This is a genomic window from Acidovorax sp., assembly GCF_034519795.1.
Classification (GTDB): Bacteria; Pseudomonadota; Gammaproteobacteria; order Burkholderiales; family Burkholderiaceae_C; genus Acidovorax.
This window is the reverse complement of sequence record NZ_JAXHOB010000001.1, coordinates 21,877-45,909: the sequence shown is the minus strand read 5'-3', so window position 1 is coordinate 45,909 and position 24,033 is coordinate 21,877. Positions and strand designations below refer to the sequence as shown.

General features: G+C 61.9%; 21 protein-coding genes. 6 read left to right on the top strand and 15 right to left on the bottom strand.

What is annotated here, in order from left to right:
* Positions 1–4: 4 nt before the first annotated feature.
* The 5 genes from mnmE to rpmH form a co-directional block, all read right to left on the bottom strand.
* Positions 5–1,429, bottom strand: coding sequence for a tRNA uridine-5-carboxymethylaminomethyl(34) synthesis GTPase MnmE (mnmE, locus tag U5N23_RS00230; RefSeq protein WP_322590869.1), 1,425 nt, complete (start codon positions 1,427–1,429; stop codon positions 5–7).
* Between the two features lie 76 nt (positions 1,430–1,505).
* Positions 1,506–3,221 carry a membrane protein insertase YidC gene (gene yidC / locus U5N23_RS00225; RefSeq protein WP_322590868.1) on the bottom strand — a complete coding sequence of 572 codons (1,716 nt, stop codon included), beginning with the start codon at positions 3,219–3,221 and terminating at the stop codon, positions 1,506–1,508.
* Positions 3,218–3,517 (bottom strand): membrane protein insertion efficiency factor YidD, encoded by a 300-nt coding sequence (yidD, locus tag U5N23_RS00220; protein ID WP_322590867.1) that lies wholly within the window; start codon positions 3,515–3,517, stop codon positions 3,218–3,220. Before yidD ends, yidC begins: the two co-directional genes overlap by 4 nt.
* A complete protein-coding gene (locus U5N23_RS00215; RefSeq protein ID WP_322590866.1) occupies positions 3,514–4,089 on the bottom strand; it encodes a ribonuclease P protein component in 576 nt (191 codons plus the stop codon). Before U5N23_RS00215 ends, yidD begins: the two co-directional genes overlap by 4 nt.
* A gap of 67 nt (positions 4,090–4,156) precedes the next feature.
* Entirely contained in the window at positions 4,157–4,291 is a 135-nt protein-coding gene (rpmH, locus tag U5N23_RS00210) for a 50S ribosomal protein L34 (protein WP_005798102.1), read from the bottom strand.
* 309 nt (positions 4,292–4,600) lie between these two features.
* Here rpmH and dnaA point away from each other — a divergent pair, with 309 nt between their 5' ends.
* From dnaA to U5N23_RS00185, 5 genes are all read left to right on the top strand, one after another.
* Entirely contained in the window at positions 4,601–6,076 is a 1,476-nt protein-coding gene (gene dnaA, locus U5N23_RS00205; RefSeq protein ID WP_322590865.1) for a chromosomal replication initiator protein DnaA, read from the top strand.
* A 173-nt stretch (positions 6,077–6,249) separates the two neighbouring features.
* Positions 6,250–7,368, top strand: coding sequence for a DNA polymerase III subunit beta (gene dnaN / locus U5N23_RS00200; protein ID WP_322590864.1), 1,119 nt, complete (start codon positions 6,250–6,252; stop codon positions 7,366–7,368).
* A gap of 154 nt (positions 7,369–7,522) precedes the next feature.
* On the top strand, positions 7,523–10,132 hold the full coding sequence (gene gyrB, locus U5N23_RS00195) for a DNA topoisomerase (ATP-hydrolyzing) subunit B (RefSeq protein WP_322590863.1): 2,610 nt from the start codon (positions 7,523–7,525) through the stop codon (positions 10,130–10,132).
* A gap of 71 nt (positions 10,133–10,203) precedes the next feature.
* Positions 10,204–10,458: a type II toxin-antitoxin system Phd/YefM family antitoxin gene (locus tag U5N23_RS00190; protein ID WP_322590862.1), complete on the top strand. Its 255-nt coding sequence runs from the start codon at positions 10,204–10,206 to the stop codon at positions 10,456–10,458.
* Positions 10,459–10,483: 25 nt separating this feature from the next.
* Positions 10,484–10,861, top strand: coding sequence for a nucleotide pyrophosphohydrolase (locus tag U5N23_RS00185; protein WP_322590861.1), 378 nt, complete (start codon positions 10,484–10,486; stop codon positions 10,859–10,861).
* Between the two features lie 180 nt (positions 10,862–11,041).
* Here U5N23_RS00185 and U5N23_RS00180 read toward each other — a convergent pair whose 3' ends face one another.
* From U5N23_RS00180 to U5N23_RS00140, 9 genes are all read right to left on the bottom strand, one after another.
* Positions 11,042–11,980 carry a hypothetical protein gene (locus U5N23_RS00180; RefSeq protein WP_322590860.1) on the bottom strand — a complete coding sequence of 313 codons (939 nt, stop codon included), beginning with the start codon at positions 11,978–11,980 and terminating at the stop codon, positions 11,042–11,044.
* Positions 11,981–12,035: 55 nt separating this feature from the next.
* The gene (locus tag U5N23_RS00175) at positions 12,036–13,874 is read right to left on the bottom strand and encodes an ATP-binding protein (RefSeq protein ID WP_322590859.1); all 1,839 of its coding nucleotides are present in this window, start codon (positions 13,872–13,874) and stop codon (positions 12,036–12,038) included.
* Positions 13,875–13,878: 4 nt separating this feature from the next.
* Positions 13,879–14,400: a hypothetical protein gene (locus U5N23_RS00170; protein ID WP_322590858.1), complete on the bottom strand. Its 522-nt coding sequence runs from the start codon at positions 14,398–14,400 to the stop codon at positions 13,879–13,881.
* Positions 14,387–15,502 carry an AAA family ATPase gene (locus tag U5N23_RS00165; protein ID WP_322590857.1) on the bottom strand — a complete coding sequence of 372 codons (1,116 nt, stop codon included), beginning with the start codon at positions 15,500–15,502 and terminating at the stop codon, positions 14,387–14,389. Before U5N23_RS00165 ends, U5N23_RS00170 begins: the two co-directional genes overlap by 14 nt.
* A gap of 97 nt (positions 15,503–15,599) precedes the next feature.
* Positions 15,600–16,361 carry a hypothetical protein gene (locus U5N23_RS00160; RefSeq protein ID WP_322590856.1) on the bottom strand — a complete coding sequence of 254 codons (762 nt, stop codon included), beginning with the start codon at positions 16,359–16,361 and terminating at the stop codon, positions 15,600–15,602.
* The gene (locus U5N23_RS00155; RefSeq protein ID WP_322590855.1) at positions 16,346–17,251 is read right to left on the bottom strand and encodes a hypothetical protein; all 906 of its coding nucleotides are present in this window, start codon (positions 17,249–17,251) and stop codon (positions 16,346–16,348) included. Before U5N23_RS00155 ends, U5N23_RS00160 begins: the two co-directional genes overlap by 16 nt.
* Before the next feature lie 663 nt (positions 17,252–17,914).
* A complete protein-coding gene (locus tag U5N23_RS00150; protein ID WP_322590854.1) occupies positions 17,915–18,481 on the bottom strand; it encodes a DUF1156 domain-containing protein in 567 nt (188 codons plus the stop codon).
* A 131-nt stretch (positions 18,482–18,612) separates the two neighbouring features.
* Positions 18,613–21,624 (bottom strand): helicase-related protein, encoded by a 3,012-nt coding sequence (locus U5N23_RS00145; RefSeq protein WP_322590853.1) that lies wholly within the window; start codon positions 21,622–21,624, stop codon positions 18,613–18,615.
* Positions 21,540–22,148 (bottom strand): SNF2-related protein, encoded by a 609-nt coding sequence (locus U5N23_RS00140; protein ID WP_322590852.1) that lies wholly within the window; start codon positions 22,146–22,148, stop codon positions 21,540–21,542. The genes U5N23_RS00145 and U5N23_RS00140 overlap by 85 nt, the downstream gene beginning before the upstream one ends.
* A gap of 171 nt (positions 22,149–22,319) precedes the next feature.
* Between U5N23_RS00140 and U5N23_RS00135 the strand changes: the two genes are divergently transcribed.
* Positions 22,320–23,426, top strand: coding sequence for a suppressor of fused domain protein (locus U5N23_RS00135; RefSeq protein WP_322590851.1), 1,107 nt, complete (start codon positions 22,320–22,322; stop codon positions 23,424–23,426).
* 76 nt (positions 23,427–23,502) lie between these two features.
* Here U5N23_RS00135 and U5N23_RS00130 read toward each other — a convergent pair whose 3' ends face one another.
* Positions 23,503–24,000: a hypothetical protein gene (locus tag U5N23_RS00130; RefSeq protein ID WP_322590850.1), complete on the bottom strand. Its 498-nt coding sequence runs from the start codon at positions 23,998–24,000 to the stop codon at positions 23,503–23,505.
* Positions 24,001–24,033: the final 33 nt, after the last annotated feature.

The window sequence follows — 24,033 nt, the reverse complement described above, 5'->3', positions numbered from 1 at the left end:
CGCGCTACTTGCCGATGCAAAAGCTCGAAAAAATCACGCCCAGCAGGTCATCGGAAGTGAACTCGCCGGTAATGGCCCCGAGCGCGTTTTGCGCCAGGCGCAATTCCTCGGCCAGGATGTCAAGGGCCGGGGCCCGTGCCTGTAACTGCATGTGCGCTTCGTCCAGGTGCGCGGCCACGGCCTGCAGCGCCTGCACATGGCGGGCGCGGGCGATGTACACGCCCTCGGGCGCCGACTGCCAGCCGGCCACCGTGAGCAGCGTGCGGCGCAGCACATCCAGCCCCGCGCCCGTGCGGGCCGACAGCTGCACCGAACGCCCTGGGCCGTGCGGCAAAGTGGCCGTGGCCTCGTCCACGCAGTCGATCTTGTTCCACACGTCGATCACCGGCACCGAGGCCGGCAGGCGCTGCTCCATGTCGGCTCCGATGGCGGCATCGCTCTCGGCATAGGCGGCCGTGTGCGCACGCGACAGGTCGTGCAGGAACAGCACCGCATCGGCCCCGGCGATCTCGTCCCAGGCGCGGGCGATGCCGATTCGCTCCACCTCGTCCTCACTGTCGCGCAGGCCGGCGGTATCGATCACGTGCAGCGGCACGCCCTCGATCTGGATGGTCTGCTGCACCTTGTCGCGCGTGGTGCCGGCAATCGGGGTCACGATGGCCAGCTCCGCCCCGGCCAGCGCGTTGAGCAGCGAGCTCTTGCCCGCGTTGGGCTGGCCGGCGATCACCACCTTGATGCCCTCGCGCAGCAGCGCGCCCTGCTGCGCGCGCTGGCGCACACGCGCCAGGGTCTGCTGCAGCCGGTCGAGCTGGCCCTGGGCATCGGCCTGCTTCAAGAAGTCGATGTCCTCCTCGGGGAAGTCCAGCGTCGCCTCCACCAGCATGCGCAGGTGGACCAGCGCATCGCGCAGCGCGTGGATCTCGTTCGAGAAAGCGCCCGTGAGCGAGCGGCTCGCACTGCGCGCCGCCGCCGAGGTGGAGGCGTCGATCAGGTCGGCGATCGCCTCGGCCTGGGCCAGGTCGATCTTGTCGTTGAGAAAGGCGCGCTCGGTGAACTCCCCGGGCTCGGCCACGCGCAGGCCGGCCAGCACGGCGGGGCCCCCCTCGGCCTGCACGGCGGCTGCGGCCTCCAGGCAGCGCGCCACCAGCAGCTGCAGCACCACGGGGCCACCATGGGCCTGCAGCTCCAGCACGTCTTCACCGGTGTACGAATGCGGCGCCGGAAAGTACAGCGCCAGCCCCCGGTCGATAGCCTGGCCATCGGCATCGCGAAACGGCAGGTAGTGCGCCTCGCGCGGGCGCAGGTCGCGCCCGCACAGGGCCTGCACCAGCGGCGCAATGCCCTTGCCGGACACGCGCACGATGCCCACGGCGCCGCGCCCCGGGGCAGTGGCAATGGCAACGATGGGGTCGGAGTGGCGGGCAAGCATGGGGTGACTTTAGCGGTATGGATTGAAAAAGGCCGCTTGCGCGGCCTTTCGGGGTCAGTCAGCGATCAGGCGGTGATCACTTGAACTTGGGCAGGTTGAACTGCGGTGGCACGCCCATGCGGGTGTTGATGAGCCACTGTTGCGCGATCGACAAAATGTTGTTCGTCAGCCAGTACAGCACCAGGCCGGCCGGGAAGAAGAAGAACATCACGCTGAAGATCAGCGGCATGAACCACATCATCTTGGCCTGCAGCGGGTCCGGTGGCGCGGGGTTCAGGGCCGTCTGCAGCAGCGAGCTGACGGTCATCAGCAGCGGCAAAATGAAGAACGGGTCCGGTGCCGACAGGTCGTGGATCCACAGCACCCAGGGTGCGTTGCGCATTTCCACGCTCGACAGCAGCACCCAGTACAGGGCGATGAACACCGGGATCTGGATCATGATGGGGAAGCAGCCACCCATGGGGTTGACCTTCTCCTCGCGGTAGATGCGCATCATCTCCTGCTGCATCTGCTGCGGCTTGTCCTTCAGGCGCTCGCGCATCTCCATGATCTTGGGGTTGATGGCCTTCATCTTGGCCATGCTCGAATAGGCCTTGGCGTTGAGCCAGTAGAAGGCGATCTTGAGCAGCAGCACCAGGGCCACGATGGCCCAGCCCCAGTTGCCCAGGATCTTGTGCAGCTGGTCCAGCAGCCAGTACAGCGGCTTGGACAGGATGGTCAGCCAGCCATAGTCCTTGACCAGCTCCAGGCCGGGGCTCAGGGTTTCCAGGGTCTTCTCGACCTGGGGGCCGGCGAACAGGCGCGCGTCCAGCGTCTTGCTGGCGCCGGGGGCGATGGCGCCCAGCTGGGTGATCATGCCCACCGAGTACAGGTTGGTGTCCACCTTGCGCATGAACAGGTTGCGCGGCACGCCATCGGCCAGCAGCCAGGCCGTGGCGAAGTAATGCTGCACCATGGCCACGTAGCCGTTGGTGGAGTCCTTCTGGATATCGACCTTGCCAGCCTCGACGTCCTTGAACTCGACCTTCTGGTACTTCTTGGCCTCGGTGTAGACCGCAGGGCCGGTGAAGGTGGAGTAGAACGACGACTCGCCTGGCGGCTTGTTGCCGTCGCGCACCAGCTGCAGGTACAGCTCGGGCGACACGGGGGCCGTGCCGGTGTTCACCACTTCGTGCTTGACGGCGATGTCGTACTGGCCGCGCTTCACGGTCCAGGTCTTGACCAGCTTCACGCCGCCCTGCTCGGGCGACTCGAAGCGGATGGACAGCTCGTCCTGCCCGTCCTTGAGCTCGCGCGGGCCGGCCACGGCCGTCATCAGCGTCTTGTGGGTGGGGAAGGCGCCGCCGATCAGGCCGGTCTGCGCCACGTACACGCGGTTCGCGCTTTCGTCCAGCAGCAGGAAGTTCTTGCCGCTCTTGTCGCCGATGTCGGCGTGCTTGAGCAGTTCGGCATGCGTCAGCGAGCCGCCTTCGCTGTCGAAGGTGAGGCGGTAGACGTCGGTCGTCACCTGCACGCGCTCACGCGTGGCAGGCGCTGCCGTGGGGGCTGGCTGACCAGGCACGGCCGCTGCGCCCTGGCTCGCGGCGGAGGCCACAGGGGTGCCGGTCGCGGAAGGCACGCTCGCAGCGCCGGCCGAAGCCGAGGCAGTGCCCGCAGGTGCAGGCGCGACCACGGGGGCGGCGGTGGGGAAGAAGGTGGCCTTGTTGCCATTGTGCAATTGCCACTTGTCCCACAGCAGAACCATGGAAAAGCCAAAAATCACCCACAGTATGGTGCGGCGAATGTCGTTCATGAAGACTTCTTTGGTGAGGATGTTGGAGTGGTGGACGATGGCGGAGTGAACCGCGAGAAAAGCCGCATGCTGCGCGGCAGCTCCTGCGGGACCGGGTCATGGCCCCCGTCACACCAGGGGTGGCAGCGTACCAGCCTGCGCACCGTGAGATAACTGCCGGCCGCAGCGCCATGCTGCTCCAGCGCCTGCAGCGAATAGACGGAGCAGGTCGGCTCGAAGCGGCAGGCCGAGCCCAGCCAGGGGCTCAAAAACAGGCGGTAGCCCTTGACCACCCCGATGAGCAGCGCACGCATCATGGCGCAACCGCCGACACCCGCGGCGCGCTGGGGCTTTTGTCGCTTCTGCTACCGCCCTTGCCTTCGCCGCCCTGGCCCGTGCCCGTGCCCGAACGCCTGGCAGCGTAACCGAACAGCTGCAGCAACTCGGCCCGCACCGCCTCTTTGAGCTGGTCGGACGTGGCGCTGATGAACTGCTTGCGGTCGAAGGTGCTGCGCAGGCGCACCACATGGGCAGCCTGGGGCAGGCGCGCCTCGAAGGTGGCGCCCACGGTGTAGATCTGCCGCTTGATGGTGTTGCGCGTAACCGCGCGGCGCGCCCAGCGCTTGGGCACCATGGCCCCCAGCCAGACCTCGTCGGCCATGGCAAACAGGGCCTGCGGCGAAACGCCGGGCCCTGCGGGGGATGCCGATGCAGCTGGCTGCGCCGGGGCTGCCGGGGCGCTGGCGCCAGACGCAACAACGGCACCGCCAGTCGTGGCAGTGCCGTCGGCGCCCAGCACCAGGCGGTGCAGCGCAAAATGGGCGGTACGGGAAACAGTGCCCCCCGCCATGGCGGCCTGGAACTGCGGACGGGTTTTCAGCCGTTGCATGCTTCAAGCGCCCCCGTTTGGTACCTGACGGTGCAAACCGGGGTGCAGGCCCAGGACCGCGCCGGCCTTAGACGGCCAGGCGCTTGCGGCCCTTGGCGCGGCGTGCGTTGATGACGGCGCGGCCACCGCGGGTCTTCATGCGGACGAGGAAACCGTGGGTGCGGGCGCGGCGGGTCTTGGAGGGCTGGTAAGTACGTTTCATGGTGCTCTATTCCTTGAGGTTCAGTTCCGGACTGCTGCGCAGAAATAACGGCACGCCCGGTCTAATCGCCCTGAACACATTCAGGGAAACCCAAAATTATCGCAGGCTTGTGGCCCGCTGGCAATGCCTGCGACAGGGAAGACCCTGTGGCGCGCTGGAATCAGGGGTTCAAAATGCCATTTCCGGGCCCACCGCAGGGGCCCGATCCCATGGGAGAAACCGGCTTTTCAAATTGTGGATAACTCCTTGACAAGCTACAATGCCCGGCCCAGCACCGTTCCTCCTATCCACAAAAAGAATCACCGATAAATGACCGAGGAACCTTCCAGCAGCTCCGCATCCAACCCCGGGGCCGACGCAGGCCAGAGCCTGTGGCAGGCCTGCCTAGAACAACTGGCGCAAGACCTGCCAGAGCAGCAGTTCAACACCTGGATCAAGCCCCTGGTGGCGCAGGTGGCTGAAGACTTCTCCAAGGTGACCCTGTTCGTCGCCAACCGCTTCAAGCTCGACTGGATCCGTGCCCAGTACGCCAAGCGCATCTCGCTGCTGCTCGAAGACCTGTACGGCCAGCCCGTCACACTGGAGTTAGCGCTTGCTCAGCGTGAAGCCGTTACCCGTACCTACGTGCGCCCCAATGCGTCGGGCACGCAGACCCCGGTTTCGCACAACGACCAGCAAGGCCAGGGGCAGGGCAGCAGCCACAACAACAGCTCTGGCAACGGCAACAGCGCCAGCAGCCCCCCCGACGAATCGGCTGGCGCCTTCCGCAACCGCCTGAACGCCGGCCTCACCTTCGAAACCCTGGTCGAGGGCACGGCCAACCGCATGGCCCGCTCGGCCGCCATGCACGTGGCGGGCATGCCCGGCCACCTGTACAACCCGCTGTTCATCTACGGCGGCGTGGGCCTGGGCAAGACCCACCTGGTGCACGCTGTGGGCAACCGTCTGCTGGCCGACAAGACCGACGCCAAAGTTCTCTACATCCATGCCGAGCAGTTCGTGTCGGATGTGGTTAAGGCCTACCAGCGCCGCACCTTCGACGAGTTCAAGGAACGCTACCACTCGCTCGACCTGCTGCTCATCGACGACGTGCAGTTCTTTGCCAACAAAGACCGCACGCAGGAAGAATTCTTCAACGCCTTCGAAGCCCTGCTGGCCAAGAAGAGCCACATCGTGATGACCAGCGACACCTACCCCAAGGGCCTGGCCAACATCCACGAGCGGCTGGTCTCGCGCTTCGACTCGGGCCTCACGGTCGCCATCGAGCCGCCCGAACTCGAGATGCGCGTGGCCATCTTGATCAACAAGGCCCGCGTGGAAGGCACCGAGATGCCCGAGGAAGTCGCCTTCTTCGTGGCCAAGAACGTGCGCTCCAACGTGCGCGAGCTCGAAGGCGCACTGCGCAAGATCCTGGCGTACTCGCGCTTCAACCAGAAAGAGATTTCCATCCAGCTGGCCCGCGAGGCGCTGCGCGACCTGCTGTCCATCCAGAACCGCCAGATCTCGGTCGAGAACATCCAGAAGACCGTTGCCGACTACTACAAGATCAAGGTGGCCGACATGTACAGCAAGAAGCGCCCGGCCAGCATTGCCCGCCCGCGCCAGATTGCGATGTACCTGGCCAAGGAGCTGACGCAAAAGAGCCTGCCCGAGATCGGCGAGCTCTTCGGCGGCCGCGACCACACCACCGTGCTGCACGCCGTGCGCAAGATTTCCGGCGAGCGCCAGCAGCTCACCGAGCTGAACCAGCAGCTGCACGTGCTGGAACAGACGTTGAAGGGCTAAGCCACCGTGCGTTCCCCCTCGGCCTTTGATGTAAGAACTTGTTCGGCGCTCTGGTGCCACGGCAAACACGTCCTTACAAGGCAAAATGGGGGGGTTATGGGCAGCTGGGGGGCACAACCCGTGCCGCTGCCCGCACCGTTCCAAAAAAGATCCACAAGCAAGGGGTTGATGACATGATCGTCCTGAAGGCAACACAAGACAAGGTACTCGCGGTTCTGCAATCGGTGGCTGGCATCGTGGAGCGCCGCCACACCTTGCCCATCCTGGCCAACGTGTTGATCCGCAAGACCGGCAACGCGCTGCAGCTGACGACCAGCGACCTCGAGATCCAGATCCGCACCACCGCAGAGCTGGGTGGCGACACGGGCGACTTCACCACCACCGTGGGTGCGCGCAAGCTCATCGACATCCTGCGCACCATGCCCAGCGACCAGACGGTGAGCCTCGAATCCTCCCAGTCCAAGCTGATCTTGAAGGGTGGCAAGAGCCGCTTCACCCTGCAAAGCCTGCCGGCCGAGGACTTCCCGCTGGTGCAGGAATCTGCCGCCTTCGGCCCCGTGTTCGCCGTGCCGCAAAAGACGCTCAAGGACCTGCTGGGCCAGGTGTCGTTTGCCATGGCGGTGCAGGACATTCGCTACTACCTGAACGGCATCCTCTTCGTGGCCGAGGGCAAGCAGCTGAGCCTGGTGGCCACCGACGGCCACCGCCTGGCGTTTGCCAGCGCCACGCTCGATGTGGAAGTGCCCAAGCAGGAAGTCATCCTGCCGCGCAAGACCGTGATCGAACTGCAGCGCCTGCTGTCCGACGCCGGCGGCGAGAACCAGCCCCACATCGAGATGCAGTTTGCCAACAACCAGGCCAAGTTCACCTTTGGCGGCATGGAGTTCGTGACCAAGCTGGTCGAGGGCAAGTTCCCTGACTACAACCGCGTCATCCCCAAGAACCACAAGAACAGCATCACCCTGGGCCGCGCCCCGCTGCTGGCCAGCCTGCAACGCACGGCCATCATGACCAGCGACAAGTTCAAGGGCGTGCGCCTGAACCTGGAGCCCGGCACCCTGCGCGTGGCGTCCAACAACGCCGAGCAGGAAGAGGCCGTGGACGAGCTCGACATCGACTACGGTGGCGACACCATCGAGATCGGCTTCAACGTGACCTACCTGATCGACGCCCTGGCCAACATGGGCCAGGACATGGTGAAGGTGGAGCTCTCGGACGGCAACAGCTCTGCGCTCTTGACCATCCCCGACAACGAAAGCTTCAAGTACGTGGTGATGCCGATGCGCATCTAGCCCTGCGCCGTGCCCGCTGCACCCCGGCGGGCACCCTCGCGAGCTATTGAATTGATAGCTAACTGACCCCATCTGATGGGAATCAGAGCACTATTTGAACCTTATTGACAGATATCGGAAGCCCACCCCGGCTTCCCCGGACCCCAAGGCCACCATGACCGCTGACAACAACCTGCCCGAGCCAGAAGAACCTACCGGCACTGGTGAGCCCGTTCCGCACAAGATCGACACCAACCAGGCCGGCGCCAGCGAAAGCTACGGCGAAGGCTCCATCACCATCCTCGAAGGCCTGGAGGCCGTGCGCAAGCGCCCCGGCATGTACATCGGCGACACGAGCGACGGCACCGGCCTGCACCACCTGGTGTTCGAGGTCGTGGACAACTCCATCGACGAGGCCCTGGCCGGACATTGTGACGACATCGTCGTCACAATTCATTCCGACAACTCCATCAGCGTGACCGACAACGGCCGCGGCATCCCAACCGGGGTGAAGATGGACGACAAGCACGAGCCCAAGCGCAGCGCCGCCGAAATCGCGCTGACCGAACTGCACGCCGGCGGCAAGTTCAACCAGAACAGCTACAAGGTATCGGGCGGCCTGCACGGCGTGGGCGTGAGCTGCGTGAACGCCCTCTCCAAATGGCTGCGCCTGACCGTGCGCCGCGAAGGCAAGGTACACCAGATCGAGTTTGCGCGCGGCTTTGTGCAAGACCGCCTGCTCGACACCGTGGACGGCTTCGAAGTGAGCCCCATGAAGGTGACCGGCGAGACCGAAAAGCGCGGCACCGAGGTGCACTTTCTGCCCGACACCGAGATCTTCAAAGAGAACAACGACTACCACTACGAGATCCTGGCCAAGCGCCTGCGTGAACTGTCCTTCCTGAACAACGGCGTGCGCATTCGCCTCAAGGACGAGCGCACCGGCAAGGAAGACGACTTCTCGGGCGCCGGCGGCGTGCGCGGTTTTGTCGAGTTCATCAACAAGGGCAAGACGGTACTGCACCCCAACTCGTTCTACGCCGCAGGCGAGCGCCCGGCCGAAACCTACGGCGGCATCCCCGGCACGCACATCGGCGTGGAAGTGGCCATGCAGTGGAACAGCGCCTACAGCGAGCAGGTGCTGTGCTTCACCAACAACATCCCCCAGCGGGACGGCGGCACCCACCTGACCGGCCTGCGCGCCGCGATGACCCGCGTCATCAACAAGTACATCGAAGAGCACGAATTTGCCAAAAAGGCCAAGGTCGAAGTCACCGGCGACGACATGCGTGAAGGCCTGTGCTGCGTGCTGAGCGTGAAGGTGCCCGAGCCCAAGTTCAGCAGCCAGACCAAGGACAAGCTGGTATCGAGCGAAGTGCGCGCCCCCGTGGAAGACATCGTGGGCAAGCTGCTCACCGACTACCTGCAGGAGCGCCCGGCCGACGCCAAGATCATCTGCGGCAAGATCGTGGAGGCCGCCCGCGCCCGCGAAGCCGCCCGCAAGGCCCGCGAAATGACCCGCCGCAAGGGCGTGCTCGACGGCATGGGCCTGCCCGGCAAGCTGGCCGACTGCCAGGAAAAAGACCCGGCCCTGTGCGAGATCTACATCGTGGAGGGTGACTCCGCCGGTGGCTCTGCCAAGCAGGGGCGCGACCGCAAGTTCCAGGCCATCTTGCCGCTGCGCGGCAAGATCCTGAACGTGGAAAAGGCCCGCTACGAAAAGCTGCTGACCAGCAACGAAATTTTGACGCTGATCACCGCCCTGGGCACCGGCATCGGCAAGGCCGGCGGCACCACCGGCGGCGATGACTTCGACGTGGCCAAGCTGCGCTACCACCGCATCATCATCATGACCGATGCGGACGTTGACGGCGCCCACATCCGCACCCTGCTGCTCACCTTCTTCTACCGCCAGATGCCCGAGCTGGTGGAACGCGGCCACATCTACATTGCCCAGCCACCGCTGTACAAGGTGAAGGCCGGCAAGGAAGAGCTGTACCTGAAGGACGCGCCCGCGCTCGACGGCTTCTTGCTGCGCATTGCGCTGAACCACGCCAGCGTGAGCACCGGCGGTGCCAACCCGCAGCTGCTGGCCGGCGAGACCCTGGGCGAACTGGCGCGCAAGCACCAGGTGGCCGAGAGCGTGATCAACCGCCTGGGCAACTTCATGGACACCGAAGCCCTGCGCGCCATTGCCGACAGCGTGAGCCTGAAGCTCGACACCGTGGCCGAGGCCGAGGCCAGCGCCGTGGCCCTGCAGGCCAAGCTGCGCGAGCTGAACACCACCGGCGCGCCCGCCGAAGTGGCCGGCGAATTCGACGCCCGCACCGACAAGCCCATCCTGCGCATCAGCCGCCGCCACCACGGCAACATCAAGAGCAGCGTGATCACGCAGGACTTTGTGCACGGCGCCGACTACCAGGCCCTGGCCGAAGCTGCCGAGACCTTCCGCGGCCTGCTGGGCGAAGGCGCCAAGGCCATGCGCGGCGAGGGCGAAAAGCAGAAGGAAGAAAAGGTCGGTGACTTCCGCCAGGCCATGAAGTGGCTCATCAGCGAAGCCGAGCGCAGCACCAGCCGCCAGCGCTACAAGGGCCTGGGCGAGATGAACCCCGAGCAGCTGTGGGAAACGACGATGGACCCCACCGTGCGCCGCCTGCTGCGCGTGCAGATCGACGACGCCATCGAGGCGGATCGCGTGTTCACCATGCTCATGGGCGACGAGGTGGAGCCGCGGCGGGACTTCATCGAGACGAACGCGCTGCGGGCTGGCAACATCGACGTGTGATGGGCAGGTAGGGCCTTGCCCTTACCGCCCGCACCACCATCTGCAGCTTGGGTCATAAAGGAGGCGCAGGCATGACGATTACTGTCGTACCCAGCCAGGAATTCGACCAGGCCGCGAGCAAGGCATTGCTGGCCGCAAACAATGGGCCTGTTTTCATTACAGACCAAGGCCGTACCACCCATGTGCTCATGGGCTATGGGATGTACCAGGCCCTGAGCAGTGGCCGCCAAACCATCGCGGACCTTCTTGCCTTGCCAGGCACCGGCGATGCCGAGTTGGACATCGCGCGCTCACGCGAACTCCCTGCCACCAAGCCATTGATCTGATCAGCCAATGCCGCTGCAGTCAAACGTGTCACCCAACGTATCCCAATCCCAGGACCCCAAATCACTCCAGCAACTGGCCCTGCGCCTGCAGGACTTCGCGCAGCAGCGCGACTGGGGCCAGTTCCATTCGCCCAAGAATTTAGCCTCGGCCCTTATCGTGGAGGCCGGCGAACTGCTGGAGCACTTTCAGTGGCTGACCGAGGAGCAGAGCCGCCACCTGCCAACGGACAAGAAGCAGGCCGTTGCGCATGAGATGGCGGATGTGCTGCTGTACCTGGTGCAGATGGCTACGGCGCTGGATGTGGATCTGATCGAGGCGGCGAATGCCAAGGTGGAGATCAACGAGCAGAAATACCCTGCGGATCAGGCGCGGGGTAGCAATCGCAAGTACAGCGAGCAATAGGCCGCGCCAACATCAGATTGAGAGTGCACGCCAAGCGTCTACGGCAACTCCGCGCACAACCGCTAAGGTGCGCATGAAGGACCATCTTCTTGGCGCGCCAAAATGCGCAGCACGACTTCCTAGCAGGCGAAGCTTATGGGGAGGCAAACCTACTGAGTGATTGCCTGCCCCAGAAGCCGTCTACAGAAACTCTGGTCGAATTCCTAGCACAGCGCAGTTTTCCTTTACTGTACGCTGCAGTGCCGGATCAAATCCTTGCGCACTGCGCGCCTCTATCTCCACCGTGATAGTTACTTCAACACCCGTCTTTGCAGCGAAGTGCTGAATCACCTCATTCACAATGGTGGAGAAGTCCATGGTCGCAGTCGTAGCATCAACTTTCCCGATACCGAAAAAGCGCTTGGGCTGCACTGCAGCGGCATTTGTTGACCCAGAAGAATCCTCTCGTCCGGCGTGAGGCTCCCCTTGCGAAGTACCAGCTCCAGTTGAAGCCGACGACGAACTGCTCGCAGCAGTAGCCAGTGCGGCGGCTTGCTCGCGCTGCTTCGCGTCCAAGCCTTGCTGGTGTTCAACGGCTGCGTCATGACTGATAAGCAGGCTGTCGCTGTCCATCGTTACGAGTGCAGACTGGCCAAACACAAAGCCCAGCCAGCGATCACCATCCTTGGCTGCGGCATAGCCAAAACCATCGCGACTAGCGCAGCCAGCTGTAACCGCCTGAGCGAAAACATCACCGTTCAGCAGACGCGGCAGGTACAAATACTGGCAACTATCCTGCCAGACCTTCAAGGCCGATACCTCGGATACGCCATCCTTGAAGTACCACAAGTTCAGCATGCGGTTCAGATGCACGGGCGACCACGCGCTGACTAGCCACTCCTCCTCTTTGAGCTTATTTTCTATTGCGTCAATCAGGCTTGGCGCCGCTGCGGACAGGGCCACAGCCTCCCAGCGCAACGCCAGCTTGCCCCGCACCATTTCCTCGGTTGGCACCATCAGCCAGCGATAGGTCTCGCGCACCATCTGCTTGACGCCGTCTTCGGCACCATCCATGGCGCGTTTGGCCTGATCGGCCTGGTACGTACCCAGATCGATGCGGCGGTTCTGCACGTCTTCCACAATGGACTTCCATGCCAGATAGGTTCGCGCAGCATCGCGCAGGCGCTGTACGGCATCACCGTCGGGCGCCAGGAAAATCAGGCGGTTGCGTTTGAGCCGTGGCGCATCGCCCCGCTTTTTCCAGCACTTCAGTGGCAGCCAGCAAGGCCAATGATTCATCTTGCTTGCGGTAACCTGCATTGGGCGGCAACACCACCAGTCGTGGCCCCAGGCCAAAGTCGTCGGGCACATCGGCAGACGGTGTGAAAAAATGGATGCCCGCAAAGTGGTTGCCCTTGGAAAACACCCGACCCACGCGGTCGCGCAGCAGCGGCAGCACGTCGTCCACGTCTTTCAGGTTGGCCTTGCGGCTTTCCATTTCGCGTCGCAAGTTGGGGCGCGTGTCAAACCAATAGCTGTCTTTTTCGCCGTACAGGTAGTGCAGCCGGTCACGCAGGCGCTTGATGACATCCTCATATGTGCCCACCGACTGCCCCGGCTGCATGGCGCCAAGCAAGATGCCATCCACCCGAATGCCACGCACGGTCTGCGCTGCGTTCGATGGCGCACTGCCCAAGAAGATGGTGCGCGCCACACGCCGTGCGGCCTGCACGCTGCCAAAGCGGGTGTCATGCCCGTCTATGTCGGCCGCAGCAGAACGCGGGCCATCTATTTCGCGTTCAATCACCGGCTCCCAGCCGTTGGGCAGGTAGTGGATGCTCTTGTTGCGCACCACCGCGTCGTCTAGCGGCAGCGAGCCCGGCATGATGATCGGGTCTTTGTCATTGCTATTCCACAGCCGGTGGATGACGATTGCCATGTATTGCAACACCCCGCGCGTGCGCTGAAACTTGTCCAGCGTGGACCAATCCTCGTACAACCGGTCAAATATCTCCGGATGAATCGGGTAGGCATGTGCAATCCGCTCCTCGTAGCGCGCCTCCTGTGTCTCGGCAGGAAACTTGGTAGGGTTCTGCCGATACAACTCACCATACGCCCGAGCCGTGGCACGCACCTGGGTCGGGTCGCCAACAGTGTCGAACAGGCGCCTACGCACAATCTCGAATGCCTCTTCTGCTGCCACTGGCTTCCACACCGACTCTACACGGCCAAAATACTTCTCCAGCACATCCAGCGCGCGCTGGCCCTGAGTACCCGCCGACTCGGTCTCAGATTGCGGTAGCGATGCCAGCAAGATGGCGTTGGGCACGCTCTTCATCGCCTCTGTCAGCGCCTGAATGAAGGTGATATTGCTGTCAAACGTGCCGCCAGGGTAGCTCTTGCCCGGCTCCAACTGCCGCACATAAGCCACCAGCTCATCCAGCAGCACCACGCACGGCGCTGCGCGTTGCAACAGCGTCGTCAGCACGTCTTTGCCGGGGGAGGTGCCCGCCTGATCGGCATCGGCCAGCAACGCATAGCCCTCGGCCCCCTGCAGTTGCACCGCCAGGTCGCCCCACAGCGTGTTCACCGTGGTGCCAGCATGGCTGCGCGGCAGGCTGGGCGAGAACTTGATGCCATCGATCACCGCCACCCGCGCCTGCGGCAGCGAGGCAATGCCCGCCGCATCCAGAATTGGCGGAATGCCTGCCAGCCGCTCCGTGGGGCACTGGCGGCTGGCCAGGTGGTACACCGCCAGCAGTGTGTGCGTCTTGCCGCCGCCAAAGGCCGTCTGCAACTGGATGACCGGATCGCCCCCCCGGCCCGACAGCCGCTCTGCCACGCTTTGCAGCAGCAGCCGCATGCCCTCGGTGATGAAGGTACGGGCAAAGAACTTTTCGGCGTCCTGGTATTCGGGCTCCGCCGTGCCTGCGTGGACTTGCGAGATGTCAGCAGCGAATTCACTTTGCTTGAACGTGCCTTCCAGCACGTCCTTGTGGGGGTGGGCGACTTCGCGCCAGGGTTTGATGGTCATTCTCTTATCCCTGTACCGTCCAGTTCATGCCGGGCTTGATGGAATCCTGGTTCACAACGTAAGGATGCGGATCAACCGAGCGGATCAACTGCTTTAGCTTTTGCAACACCGTGACTGGTTCGATCAAATTTGGCTGCAGCCGTGAAAGACTGCGAGGATTCTCCAGGTGTAGCACAACCCGCAAGTGACGCTTGCGCAGCAGTGCTTCCGCTACGCGCTTTTCGTCGGCGTCATTGGCGTGGAGACGTGCTGACACCAATCCCGCTAACGTGTCGCGCACCTTCAAAGCTACTTCATCGGCCAGATCAATAGCCTTGGTGCGTGAATTGACACGATAGTCCTTTACTTCGATGAGCCATGCGATATCTTCCGCCGCATAAACCATGTCAACAGCTTTGGTGCCACCAAACGCACTATTAAATTGATTTCTATAATGTGACCAATTATCGTATTTACTGGACATAGCCTGTGCGGGAAATTTAAATATCAGTCGGTCTTCTTGAATAAAGTTTTCAATCACGGTCATGCAAGCTCTCCGCAGCCATATACCGATCAGATTGAAGAAGATTTTCATCCAGCAATATCAAGGGGTTAATATCTGCAACATCCGCCCCTTGACTGACTGTAACGGAACCATTATTCTCCTGGCGGCCCAGGCCAAAATACCTGCACGGCAACGCGCTACTTCGATCATGCAAAGAACGCGTTTGCAAAATTTCAAACTCGCGCAACAGAAATAGGCTATGTGTGGCCACTACGACCTGCACGTCCGAATTTGCCAGTGTATACAAAGCCTCTGCCAACAACTTCAACGCAGCTGGATTCAGATTGGATTCCGGCTCGTCCCAGAACAGGGTGGCGCCCCGCTCTATCACACCATAGCGTAGTAAATAGATCAGCATGGCCAACTTGCGATAGCCCTCGGCCATGAGAGGAATGCCCATCAGGGAGCCATCCCTTCGCTCAAATACCAATTCGCCCTTCTCCAGCTTTAATTCTCCGTCCAGCAGGCCCTGCATTCGTTGCACGGCATTCGACATCAAGGAAGGGCTATCGCGCAGTTCTAGGGTGGACATGGCGGCGACTAAGTCGCGATAGCTGACATCCAGGGGGAAGTTTTTATATTTATCGTAAATACCGATAAATCCATTGAATAAAGAGACAATTTCTTTACTTGGCACTAATACCTGATGAGGGAACGAAGCCCCCCGCTCTCTCGCGTACATCACATCCAGGGTGAACTCTAAGACTGAAAGCTTAGTTTTATGACCACGCTGCTGAATTTCAACCTTCCATGGCATTGGAATCTTAGTGGAGGACACAAGCCACGACATATGTGCTTCAATGCTCGCCCCGCCCTTCGAGCGAAATTTCAATAATGCGGAAAGATCATTTACCTGAAAGAGATCTGCCAAACGCTTCTCTAAATATGATTCAACTCGATCATTATTCACAGCCAAGCGCTCGCTGGTTAAATCTGGCCAAGCCCGCGAAAACAGATACCCCAGCTTGAGCACATGTGTCTTGCCCGCACCGTTCTCACCTACGATCACATTGAGCCCAGGCGAGAACTCGAACTCCACGTTGTCAAACACAGTGAAGTTGTTGACCTTGAGTGTTTTGAGCATTTTTGTTCCTTACAGCATCTTCAGGCATCAAACCCCAACTGCTCCCCGCGCGGCCCTTCCTCGCGGCTGGCTTGCACCACCGCATGCCAGGCGGTAATCAGCTCGTTGTACGCCCGCGCTTCCTCCGCCCACTTCTTGCGCTCGCACAGGGTATACAGGTGGTATGCCAGTTGGCGCACCGGCTCGGCTCGCCTTGTCGGGCATGGCGGCCAGCAGGGCGCCGGCAGCGCTTTCGCCCTGGGTGTTCAGGGCGCGGATCAAGTGGTGCGTGGCCTCCCACACCGGGGCACGGGTCATCGCCGCGCGGGTCCCAGCCTGCTTCGTATTCGGTCCAGCGCAACAGGCGCACCTTGCCTGCGCCGCTTTGCACCACGCCCGTCTGGGTCACGCCGGCGACGCTGGTGCCCTTGGCCTGTGCGAGCACGTTGGCTTCCCCAAATGGGCCTTCGGCCCAGCCATATTGCTCAAACCAGCCGTTGGCAAACAACGTGTCAGCATCAAAGCTACCCGCGTCGGGCGTCAGGTACTCGGTGATTTCGCGGTTGATGAGCACCAGCGCGTCGTGCACGCGCATGGGTGTGCCGTCCTGGTTCAGCACGCCCGCGTATTGGCTGTAAATCGCCATGCCGGGGCCAATGGCCGCCTGTGCCAAATCCACCGGAGCAATCGGGCTTTGGCCGCTGGTGCCGCCAATCATGGTTTCCAGCGCTTCGGGCAGGTGCTCACGCAACTGGCGCTGGAACTCGCGGCGGCTGATCGTTTCGGCACTGGCATCGCGTTGACGACACACCAACACGATGCTGGACGCCAGGGCGTTGGCGCCCGAGCCGATCATGCGGTTGCTCAATTCGGTGCGCATGGGCCAGGTGCCGGTGAGGGCGAAGCCTGCGCGCAAAACCGCTTGGAGAAAAGTTTCCCAGCCGGTGCTGTGGGTGCCGTCACCTCAGAGGTGTCGCTTTGCTTGAAGGCGTAGTAAATAGTGACCGGAAACGCTGGGTGCGCCTGCGCGGCCAGGTTATGCATGGCTGCGGTCATGCCGTCGAGAAAAAAGACCTCGGCGGCCTGCTTGCTACCGTGGCGGTAGGGCGTGGCAATCAGCTCTTCGGCCTTGGGCACGGCCAACGTGGCGTAGAGATTGGGAAATATGGGGCGCAAACTGCGACGCAGCCAGACATAGAAGAAGTCGGACAGGTCGGCATAGCCGATGTTGTCGTAATACGGCGGGTCGGTGGAAATGACTTTGTTCGCGCTGATGGTTTGAGACTGGGCGTCGGATTGGGTGGCTGTGCCCGCCGCACTGGCTGGAAACGAGCCTATCGCTTTTGCACCCCATTCAACGTTGAAAGTCCAATTTCCACTGGAATCAGAAAACGGATTGCCTTCTGCAAAGTCCCACGTCATGGGCACCGCTTGTCGGCCAAACGTATTGCGCAAGGCTTCCATCTTAGGGCTACTGTCCCATGAGCAAATTGAAGAACCACGGTCTGCGGATCGACTGATTGCAAAGGCCATGAACAGCGAAACCGCCTCCGCATACGCCGTGGCTCCATTGCCCCCAGCATCCAGACCTCGGCCATCGTCGGCCATGCCTGCGGTCAGGGCATCGGCGCGGATGCGGGTGGTGGCTTCGGGCACCAGGTCGGAAAACGTGGTCAGCGCCACCAGTTGGCGTGGGGTGAATAGGTCGCCGAACTTGGTCAATCCGTAGTTGGGCGTTTTGAAGTCGCGCGGGTTGTTCGGCAAATCCATTTCGGGTGACCATACGGGCTGGGCACTTTCGGCAATTCCAATGTGTTCGCTGGTCGGGGCTAGATACACACGCCCTCTTGCGCCCTCCGCCACGATGGCCATCAGCCTTTGTCCCATCCGTCCCAGCGCTGCCTTCCGCGCGGATGTATTTATAGTCAATTGGTGAGCCAGAAAGTAGGCAAATGAATGCAGCACGTTTGCCAGCCGTCGTTCCGGCTTTGGCCCCTTCCGGCGGCGTGCCGGTGAGCACCTCAAAGCGGTAGCAATCACCCTCGATAACCGGCTGCACATAGGTCTCTTTGCCCGCCTTGCTGCTCAAAATGAAGGTGCTGGCCAGCGGCACATCCACATGGCTGAACGCCGGGTTGGGGCTTTTCACCGTGCGCGCCCACAGCCAGGCGATCACCGTCAGTTCTTGTCCCGGCTGCAAGCTGGCTAGGCCCGCATTTTTATGGTCGTTTTGGCCACCATTGCTTATTTCACCTGCATTAGCAGCTATCAACTCAGGAGCAACTCGAAAGCGGGGGTACAGGTGCCCGATGCGTTGTTGCGCCTGCTCGCGCATCCATGCGCCATAGCGACGCACGTCTTCGGCCAAACCACGCGCGCCAGACCAGTCTTCAAAGGCATTGCGCGTGCCCTTCTTGGTGCCGCGCTCCGGCCTCAATCCTGGCCCACCGGGGAGCGGCCCGCGAACTTGGGCGGTATCTCAATCATGGCCTTGTTGATAGTGACGGCCACAGGGTTAAGGTCGCTGGCGTAGCTTTCCAGTCCCAGGCGCTGCGCTTCCAGCGGCAGCGCTCCGCCACCAGCAAAAGGGTCGTGGAAGGCTGGCAGCACTTCGGGGTCAAAGCCAGGCTTGCCGGGGTTAAGCGCACAAGTTTCGCGCCAGCTCTTGGCAACGGCGGCGCGGGCGCGGCCCAGCACTTCTTCGTTGTTGGTGTTCTCCCACAACACCAGTTCGCGCATGATCTGGAACAGTTCTTCACGCTCGGCATCTGCCTGCGCGCGCGTCTTGCCCGCGTAGTAGCCGCGCTCGCCACCGGGGTCGTTGACCATCTGCGCGAAGATCACCGCACGCGCTGCGGCCAGCGGGCGGCGCGCCCACCACAGGTGCAGGGTGCTGGGGTGGCCGTGACGGATGGATTTTTCGCGTGCGCTAGCTACGTTGATGTCGTCCAATGGCAGTGCGACTTCAATTAGTTTTTTGGGAGAGCGAATGGAGGACATGTAGCGCTGTTTCTGGACCTATGGTTGTGCACCTACGGATAATACGAGGCAAAAGCCTCTCAGGATTGCACTTCCAGCCTGGCTCCCCAGAGCGCAATGTCTGGGGCACAGCTCTTTTCTGGTGACCTTGCTTATCCATGGAACACCTTGGGCTCCATCGCTCTTCCTAGCAACAACCCCAAGTCAAGGTTCTTGCTGGCCTCGGCCCAGTCAGGCTCTTGGGTGAAAGGCATGGGAATGTAGTTCACCGACTCGGCACTTTCTCCATTGACCACTACCACAGCCAGAACGAACTTGTCTTTCTGGTTGAGCCCATGGCGGATTTCGTTGCTGGTGACTGTGATGGTGTCTTGCCCTTTGGCCCGGCCCTTGACTTCGATATGGCGCTCCAACGCCAACCCCTGCGCTTGCTCGATGTAGGCAGTGATGTCCCACCCGCATTTTTCTGCGGATACGTCTTTGGTGCGGTGACCCAGCGCATGTTCGGCGCCAAGGACTGCTTGCATGGCAACGCGCTCGACGCGGGCACGGGCTGCAGCGTCTGCGCTGAAATCAGGCACACCGCTGCGCTGGGCGAGCAAGCCTGCGGGAATGATGAGCGCACCGCCTATGACATTGGGAGTGCCTGATGCCACATGGCGCATGGCTTGAAGTTCGGCAGTGCGCTGCTTGAGACGTGCACTCAACTCTTCGGCACGGCGGCGGGCGTTTTCAGGTTGAAGGCGAGGTTGCTTGCCTGCGCGCACGTCCATGTCCAGCCGAATCGCGCGGTCTGACCAGTATTGAATCTCTTTGACCAAGCGCTCGCGAACGGCGGCGAGCTGCTTGTCAGCTTGTCGCTCACGGCGGCTGGCGATTTCTTGAGTGTGTTCAGGAACGAGGTGTTCCACGGCATAGGCTAAAGCGCGGGCTTCGATGTGCTGAGTGACCCAGTCGGCCTGTAACACGTCGGCTACCTGAGCTGCCTCCAAAGGGGCTATGGGCACCAAGTCAAGGTGGCGGGCAAACGGCGCGGGAGCGGCTTGCCCATCCGCAGTCATTTCCACAAACTGCAAACGGCGCGACACGTCGCGCGGCGTGCCGTCGCTGGGCGTTGGGGTTTCGCGAACACTGTGGTCGAGCATGAACAGCACGCGCGGTTCAACGCTGTCATCGTTCGGGTCCACCAAAATGGCCCCCCGTTTGAGCAAACTGCGATGGCTGGACAGCACCAGATCGGTCACTGCTGCCATGAGGGGGTGGCCGGGGTGCACCAAGTCGGCTGTAGGTTTGCCATAGACGGTGCGGTGCTCCCGATCAAAGCAGATGCGTTCGTACTTCTTCACCACGGGCGTGCGGGTGTGGCCGATGACGCGGTCGCGCTCGATAACATCAGCCGGAACGTGGCGCACTTCGTAGCGGCCCGACTCGCGGTCACGCAGTTCGCCGCCTACAACGCGAAAGGCTTCGCGGAAAAAGGCGCTGATAAAGTGCGGTTGGAGTTTGCGAGCTTCCGCTTTGTCCATTTCCTCTCGAATAGCATAAAGGTCTTCCAAGCTCATGTGGTTTTCAACCAGCGCATTGCGAGACATAAGGTCTTTGAGATGCTGGGTGTCGAGCGCCTGGCCGATGACCTGCTCCATGCGAGCGCGGGTTTCGGGCTTTTCGCCATAGCGGATGGCGTCTATCAGTAGGTCTTTGAGTGAGATATTGTCGAAGGCCTCACCCAGTACGTTGAATACCCGGCCGCCCAGCGCTTCTCGTTCCACCGCCAATTTTTCAAGCAAGCATTTGAACACTTCACCTTCACGGGTTTGATCGGCCACTAGATTCCACAGGTGGCACACCTCGCGCTGGCCAATGCGGTGGATGCGCCCAAATCGCTGCTCCATGCGATTAGGGTTCCAGGGCAAGTCATAGTTGACCATGAGGTTGGCGTTTTGCAGGTTCACGCCTTCGCCTGCCGCATCGGTGGCCAACAGCACCAGCACGTCTGGGTCGTTGCGGAACGCCTCTTGCACCTTGCGTCTTTCGTCACGGTTGACGCTACCGTGGATGGTGACCACTGCTTGTTCACTGCCCAGCGTGTCGCGAATGCGCAGTAGCAGATAGTTGAGCGTGTCCCTGTGCTCGGTAAAGACGATGATCTTGCGGCGACGACCATCTGCTGTGCGCATTTCGGGCTCGTCTTGCAATAGGCGAGAAAACTCTTCCCATTTGCGGTCGTTGCGCGATTGCACGACGGATGCCGCCGCGTTTTCAAGGTCCCGCAGGATCAGGATTTCGGCTTGGAGTTCGGGAATGGTCTCGGCTGCCGTAGCCTGGTCCACCACTTGGTCAGCCACCACTTCGTATTCTTCAGCGCTGAGCTCCTCTGCAGCATCATCCAGATCGTCGGGCAAGTCCATTTGGCGCTTGACAACATATTCGCCAAGATTTTCTCGCAGTACATCGGCGCGGGCTTCGAGTTGCAGTTCCTCAAGGCGCGCCTCCAGCTTTTTCCGTCGACGCGACAGCGACACATAGATGGCCTGCGGGCTGGAGGCTAGGCGTCGCTGCAGCTGGGTAAGCGCAAAGCCGACGGTGCCCTTGCGCTTGCCTTCAAGTCGATCAGCACGGTCCATTTCGTTGCGCACGTAGTCAGTGACTTGGTCGTAGAGCAATACTTCCGCATTCGACAACGTGTAGTTGACCGTGTAGGCACAACGCTCAGGAAATAAGGGCTTGCCATCAAAGCGCAGCAGTTCCTCCTTGACCATGCGGCGCATCATGTCGGAGATGTCCACCTTATGGGCACCTTCGCGAAACTTGCCATAGAAGCGGTCACCATCGAGCAGCGACATAAAGAGTTGAAAGTCCTCTTCCTTGCCGTTATGCGGCGTCGCAGTCATCAGCAGGTAGTGGCGCGTAATGCCGCCCAAAAATTTTCCCAGCTTAAAGCGAGCGGTTTCGTTGACCTTATTGCCGAAGTAGTTGGCCGACATCTTGTGGGCCTCATCCACAACGATGAGATCCCACTCGGTCTGCGCCAACAACTGCTGGTATTCCTCGCTACGCGAGAGTTGGTCTAGGCGGACAATCAGGCGGTCTTGCTCGGCAAAATAGTTGCGGCTGTGGCATTGCTCCTGCTTTTCGCGACTGAAGAGCCTCGAAGTCGAGGCCAAATTTTTTCGCGCAGTTCGTCCTGCCACTGCTCCGTTAGGGAGCCAGGCGAGACGATAAGGACGCGCCGTGCATCGGCACGCAAGGTCATCTCACGAATCAGCAGACCCGCCATCACTGTCTTGCCCGCGCCAGGGTCGTCAGCCAATACAAAACGCAATGGCTGGCGTGGGAGCATGGCCTCGTATACGGCGGAGATCTGGTGCGGCAAAGGCTCCACATTAGAAGTGTGGACGGCCATTAACGGATCAAACAGATGCGCGAGGCTTATACGGTAGGCCTCCAACGCAAGCTTAAATGCTGCGGGAGCAGCATCGAATGCCCATGCCTTGCCCGCCACAGCCATAGACAGGCGGTGCTCATCGTGACGGAATATGGTTTGTTCATCGAGCTTGCCTTGCGCGTTGCGGTAGGCAACGAGGCGTGCGTTGGGGCCAATTTCCTCGACATTGACGACCTTAACCACTTCGTTGGGAATCAGGCCATTGATCTGAGCATCTTTAACGATTTCTTCCAGCTTCAGCATGCACTAAACCCCGACGAATTTGTAACTGATCGGGTCAGTCTAACAGGCGGTCTCACGTGATTCGCATGCGAAATTGCCGGCATCGGGAGGGGTGTGTAACCGGTGCTCGCGTTGAATCTTTGCAGCTAACCTCCGCGCCCACAATGCGCTCTTCCCTGCGTTGCCCAAGACATGCCGACTACTACCACCAACGATACCGACGACGCTTCTCCCGGCTGGGACGCCATCTCCACCCGCCTGGACCAACTCTACCCCGGCCAGGAGCCCAAGCACTTTGGCACGGTCATCAAGTACATGCTGGGCGGGCCAGACCCGCTGGACGGCATCAGCGCATGGCGGCGCACGGACCCGGTGCCGCACTGGCACTTTGTCACCTATGGGTTCAGCGAGCTGTATGCCAAGGAGTCTCATGAGCCCGAGGTAAGCGGCTATGGGTTCGAGCTGACCTTCCGACTGGCGATTGCGCCCGAGGCAGCGGCCGATGCCGAGCCCCCAATGTGGGCCCTGGGCTTTCTGCAGAACCTGGCGCGCTATGTGTTCCAGAGCGGCAATGTGTTTCGGGATGGGGATTGGATGACCGCCAACGGCCCCATTGCGCTGGGGCAGGCCACGCAGATCTGCTCCATGGGCTTTGCCACCGACCCGGACCTGGCCGAGCCGCTGGCCACGCCCAATGGGTCTGTCGCCTTTTTGCAGGTGGTGGGCCTGACGCTGGACGAGGAGCGCGCGGCCAAGCAGTGGCGCACGCGCAATCTGCTCGATGCGCTGCTGCCGCACATGCCGCTATGGGTGACGGACCTGGGCCGCGCATCGCTGCTGGCCCACCCGGCGGTGAAGCAGCAGGTGGATGAAGGCTTGCGGCGAGATGGCTCGTCGAGCGGATTCTTGTTCACCGATGTGCTGGGCCTCAAGCAGGTAAAGCGCCTGCTGCGCAAGCCGCTGACGCAGGTGACCCTGGGCGCCCGCCAGGTGGACGAGCTGGTGGCCCTGCTGCCGCTGCGCCTGCCGTTTGGCCGCACGCTGCGCGTGGCGGGGCATGAATGGCAGTTGCTGCTGGAGCCTGCGGGTACCGATGGCCAGAACGCGGTGGAGTGGCAGGGCGAAGGGGAGGGCGCCGTGGTGCTGCGCCTGACCGATGCCACCGTGCAGCAGTTTGCCCAAACGTTGCAGCCGCGCGAGGGCCGGTATGTGCTGCCGCTGCGGCCTGGGGTGGAGTGGCGGGTGGAGAAGACGACCATCAAGGATTCGACGGGCAAGGTCGTCGATGTGATCGGCTGACCAGCCTGCCTTTCAGGCCATCACACGCTGTGCAAGGCGTCCCAACGACGCCAGGCGGTCGAGGGCAAAGCCGTGCTTACTCTTGCTTGGTTTGCTTCCAAATGCGATCGGCGCGCTCCCAGGCGGCCTTGGCTGCGGGCTCGGCCTCCTTCCAATCCAGGCGGCTGGTGGCTCGGTCTGATTCCCAGCGCTGGTGCAGGTCGGCGCGGGCGTCTTGCCAGCTGCCGTGGCCGTCGATCACGCTCTGGTAGCCCGTGCGGTAGGCGGGTGCGTAGTCGTCGTAGGTGTAGGCGTCGGAGTAGTAGGGCTCCTTGGCATGGGCGTCGCGCCAATAGGCGTCTTCGGCCGTGGGGTTGACGGCTTCTGCCGCGCCCCTGCCGGCAAGGCCGCCAACGACAGCGCCAACCACTGCACCCACGGCAGTGCCGATGGGTCCGCCGACGGAGCCGACTGCCGCGCCGGTGACTGCACCGCCCGCAGCGCCGATGCCGGTGCCGACGGGGTGGGCACCGGGTGCGCCGGTGATGGGATCGGGGTTCAGGTCGGGGGTGGTCATGTTTTGGGGATGGGTCATGGTCGTCTCCTTGATTGGAGCGGCCGACAGCCG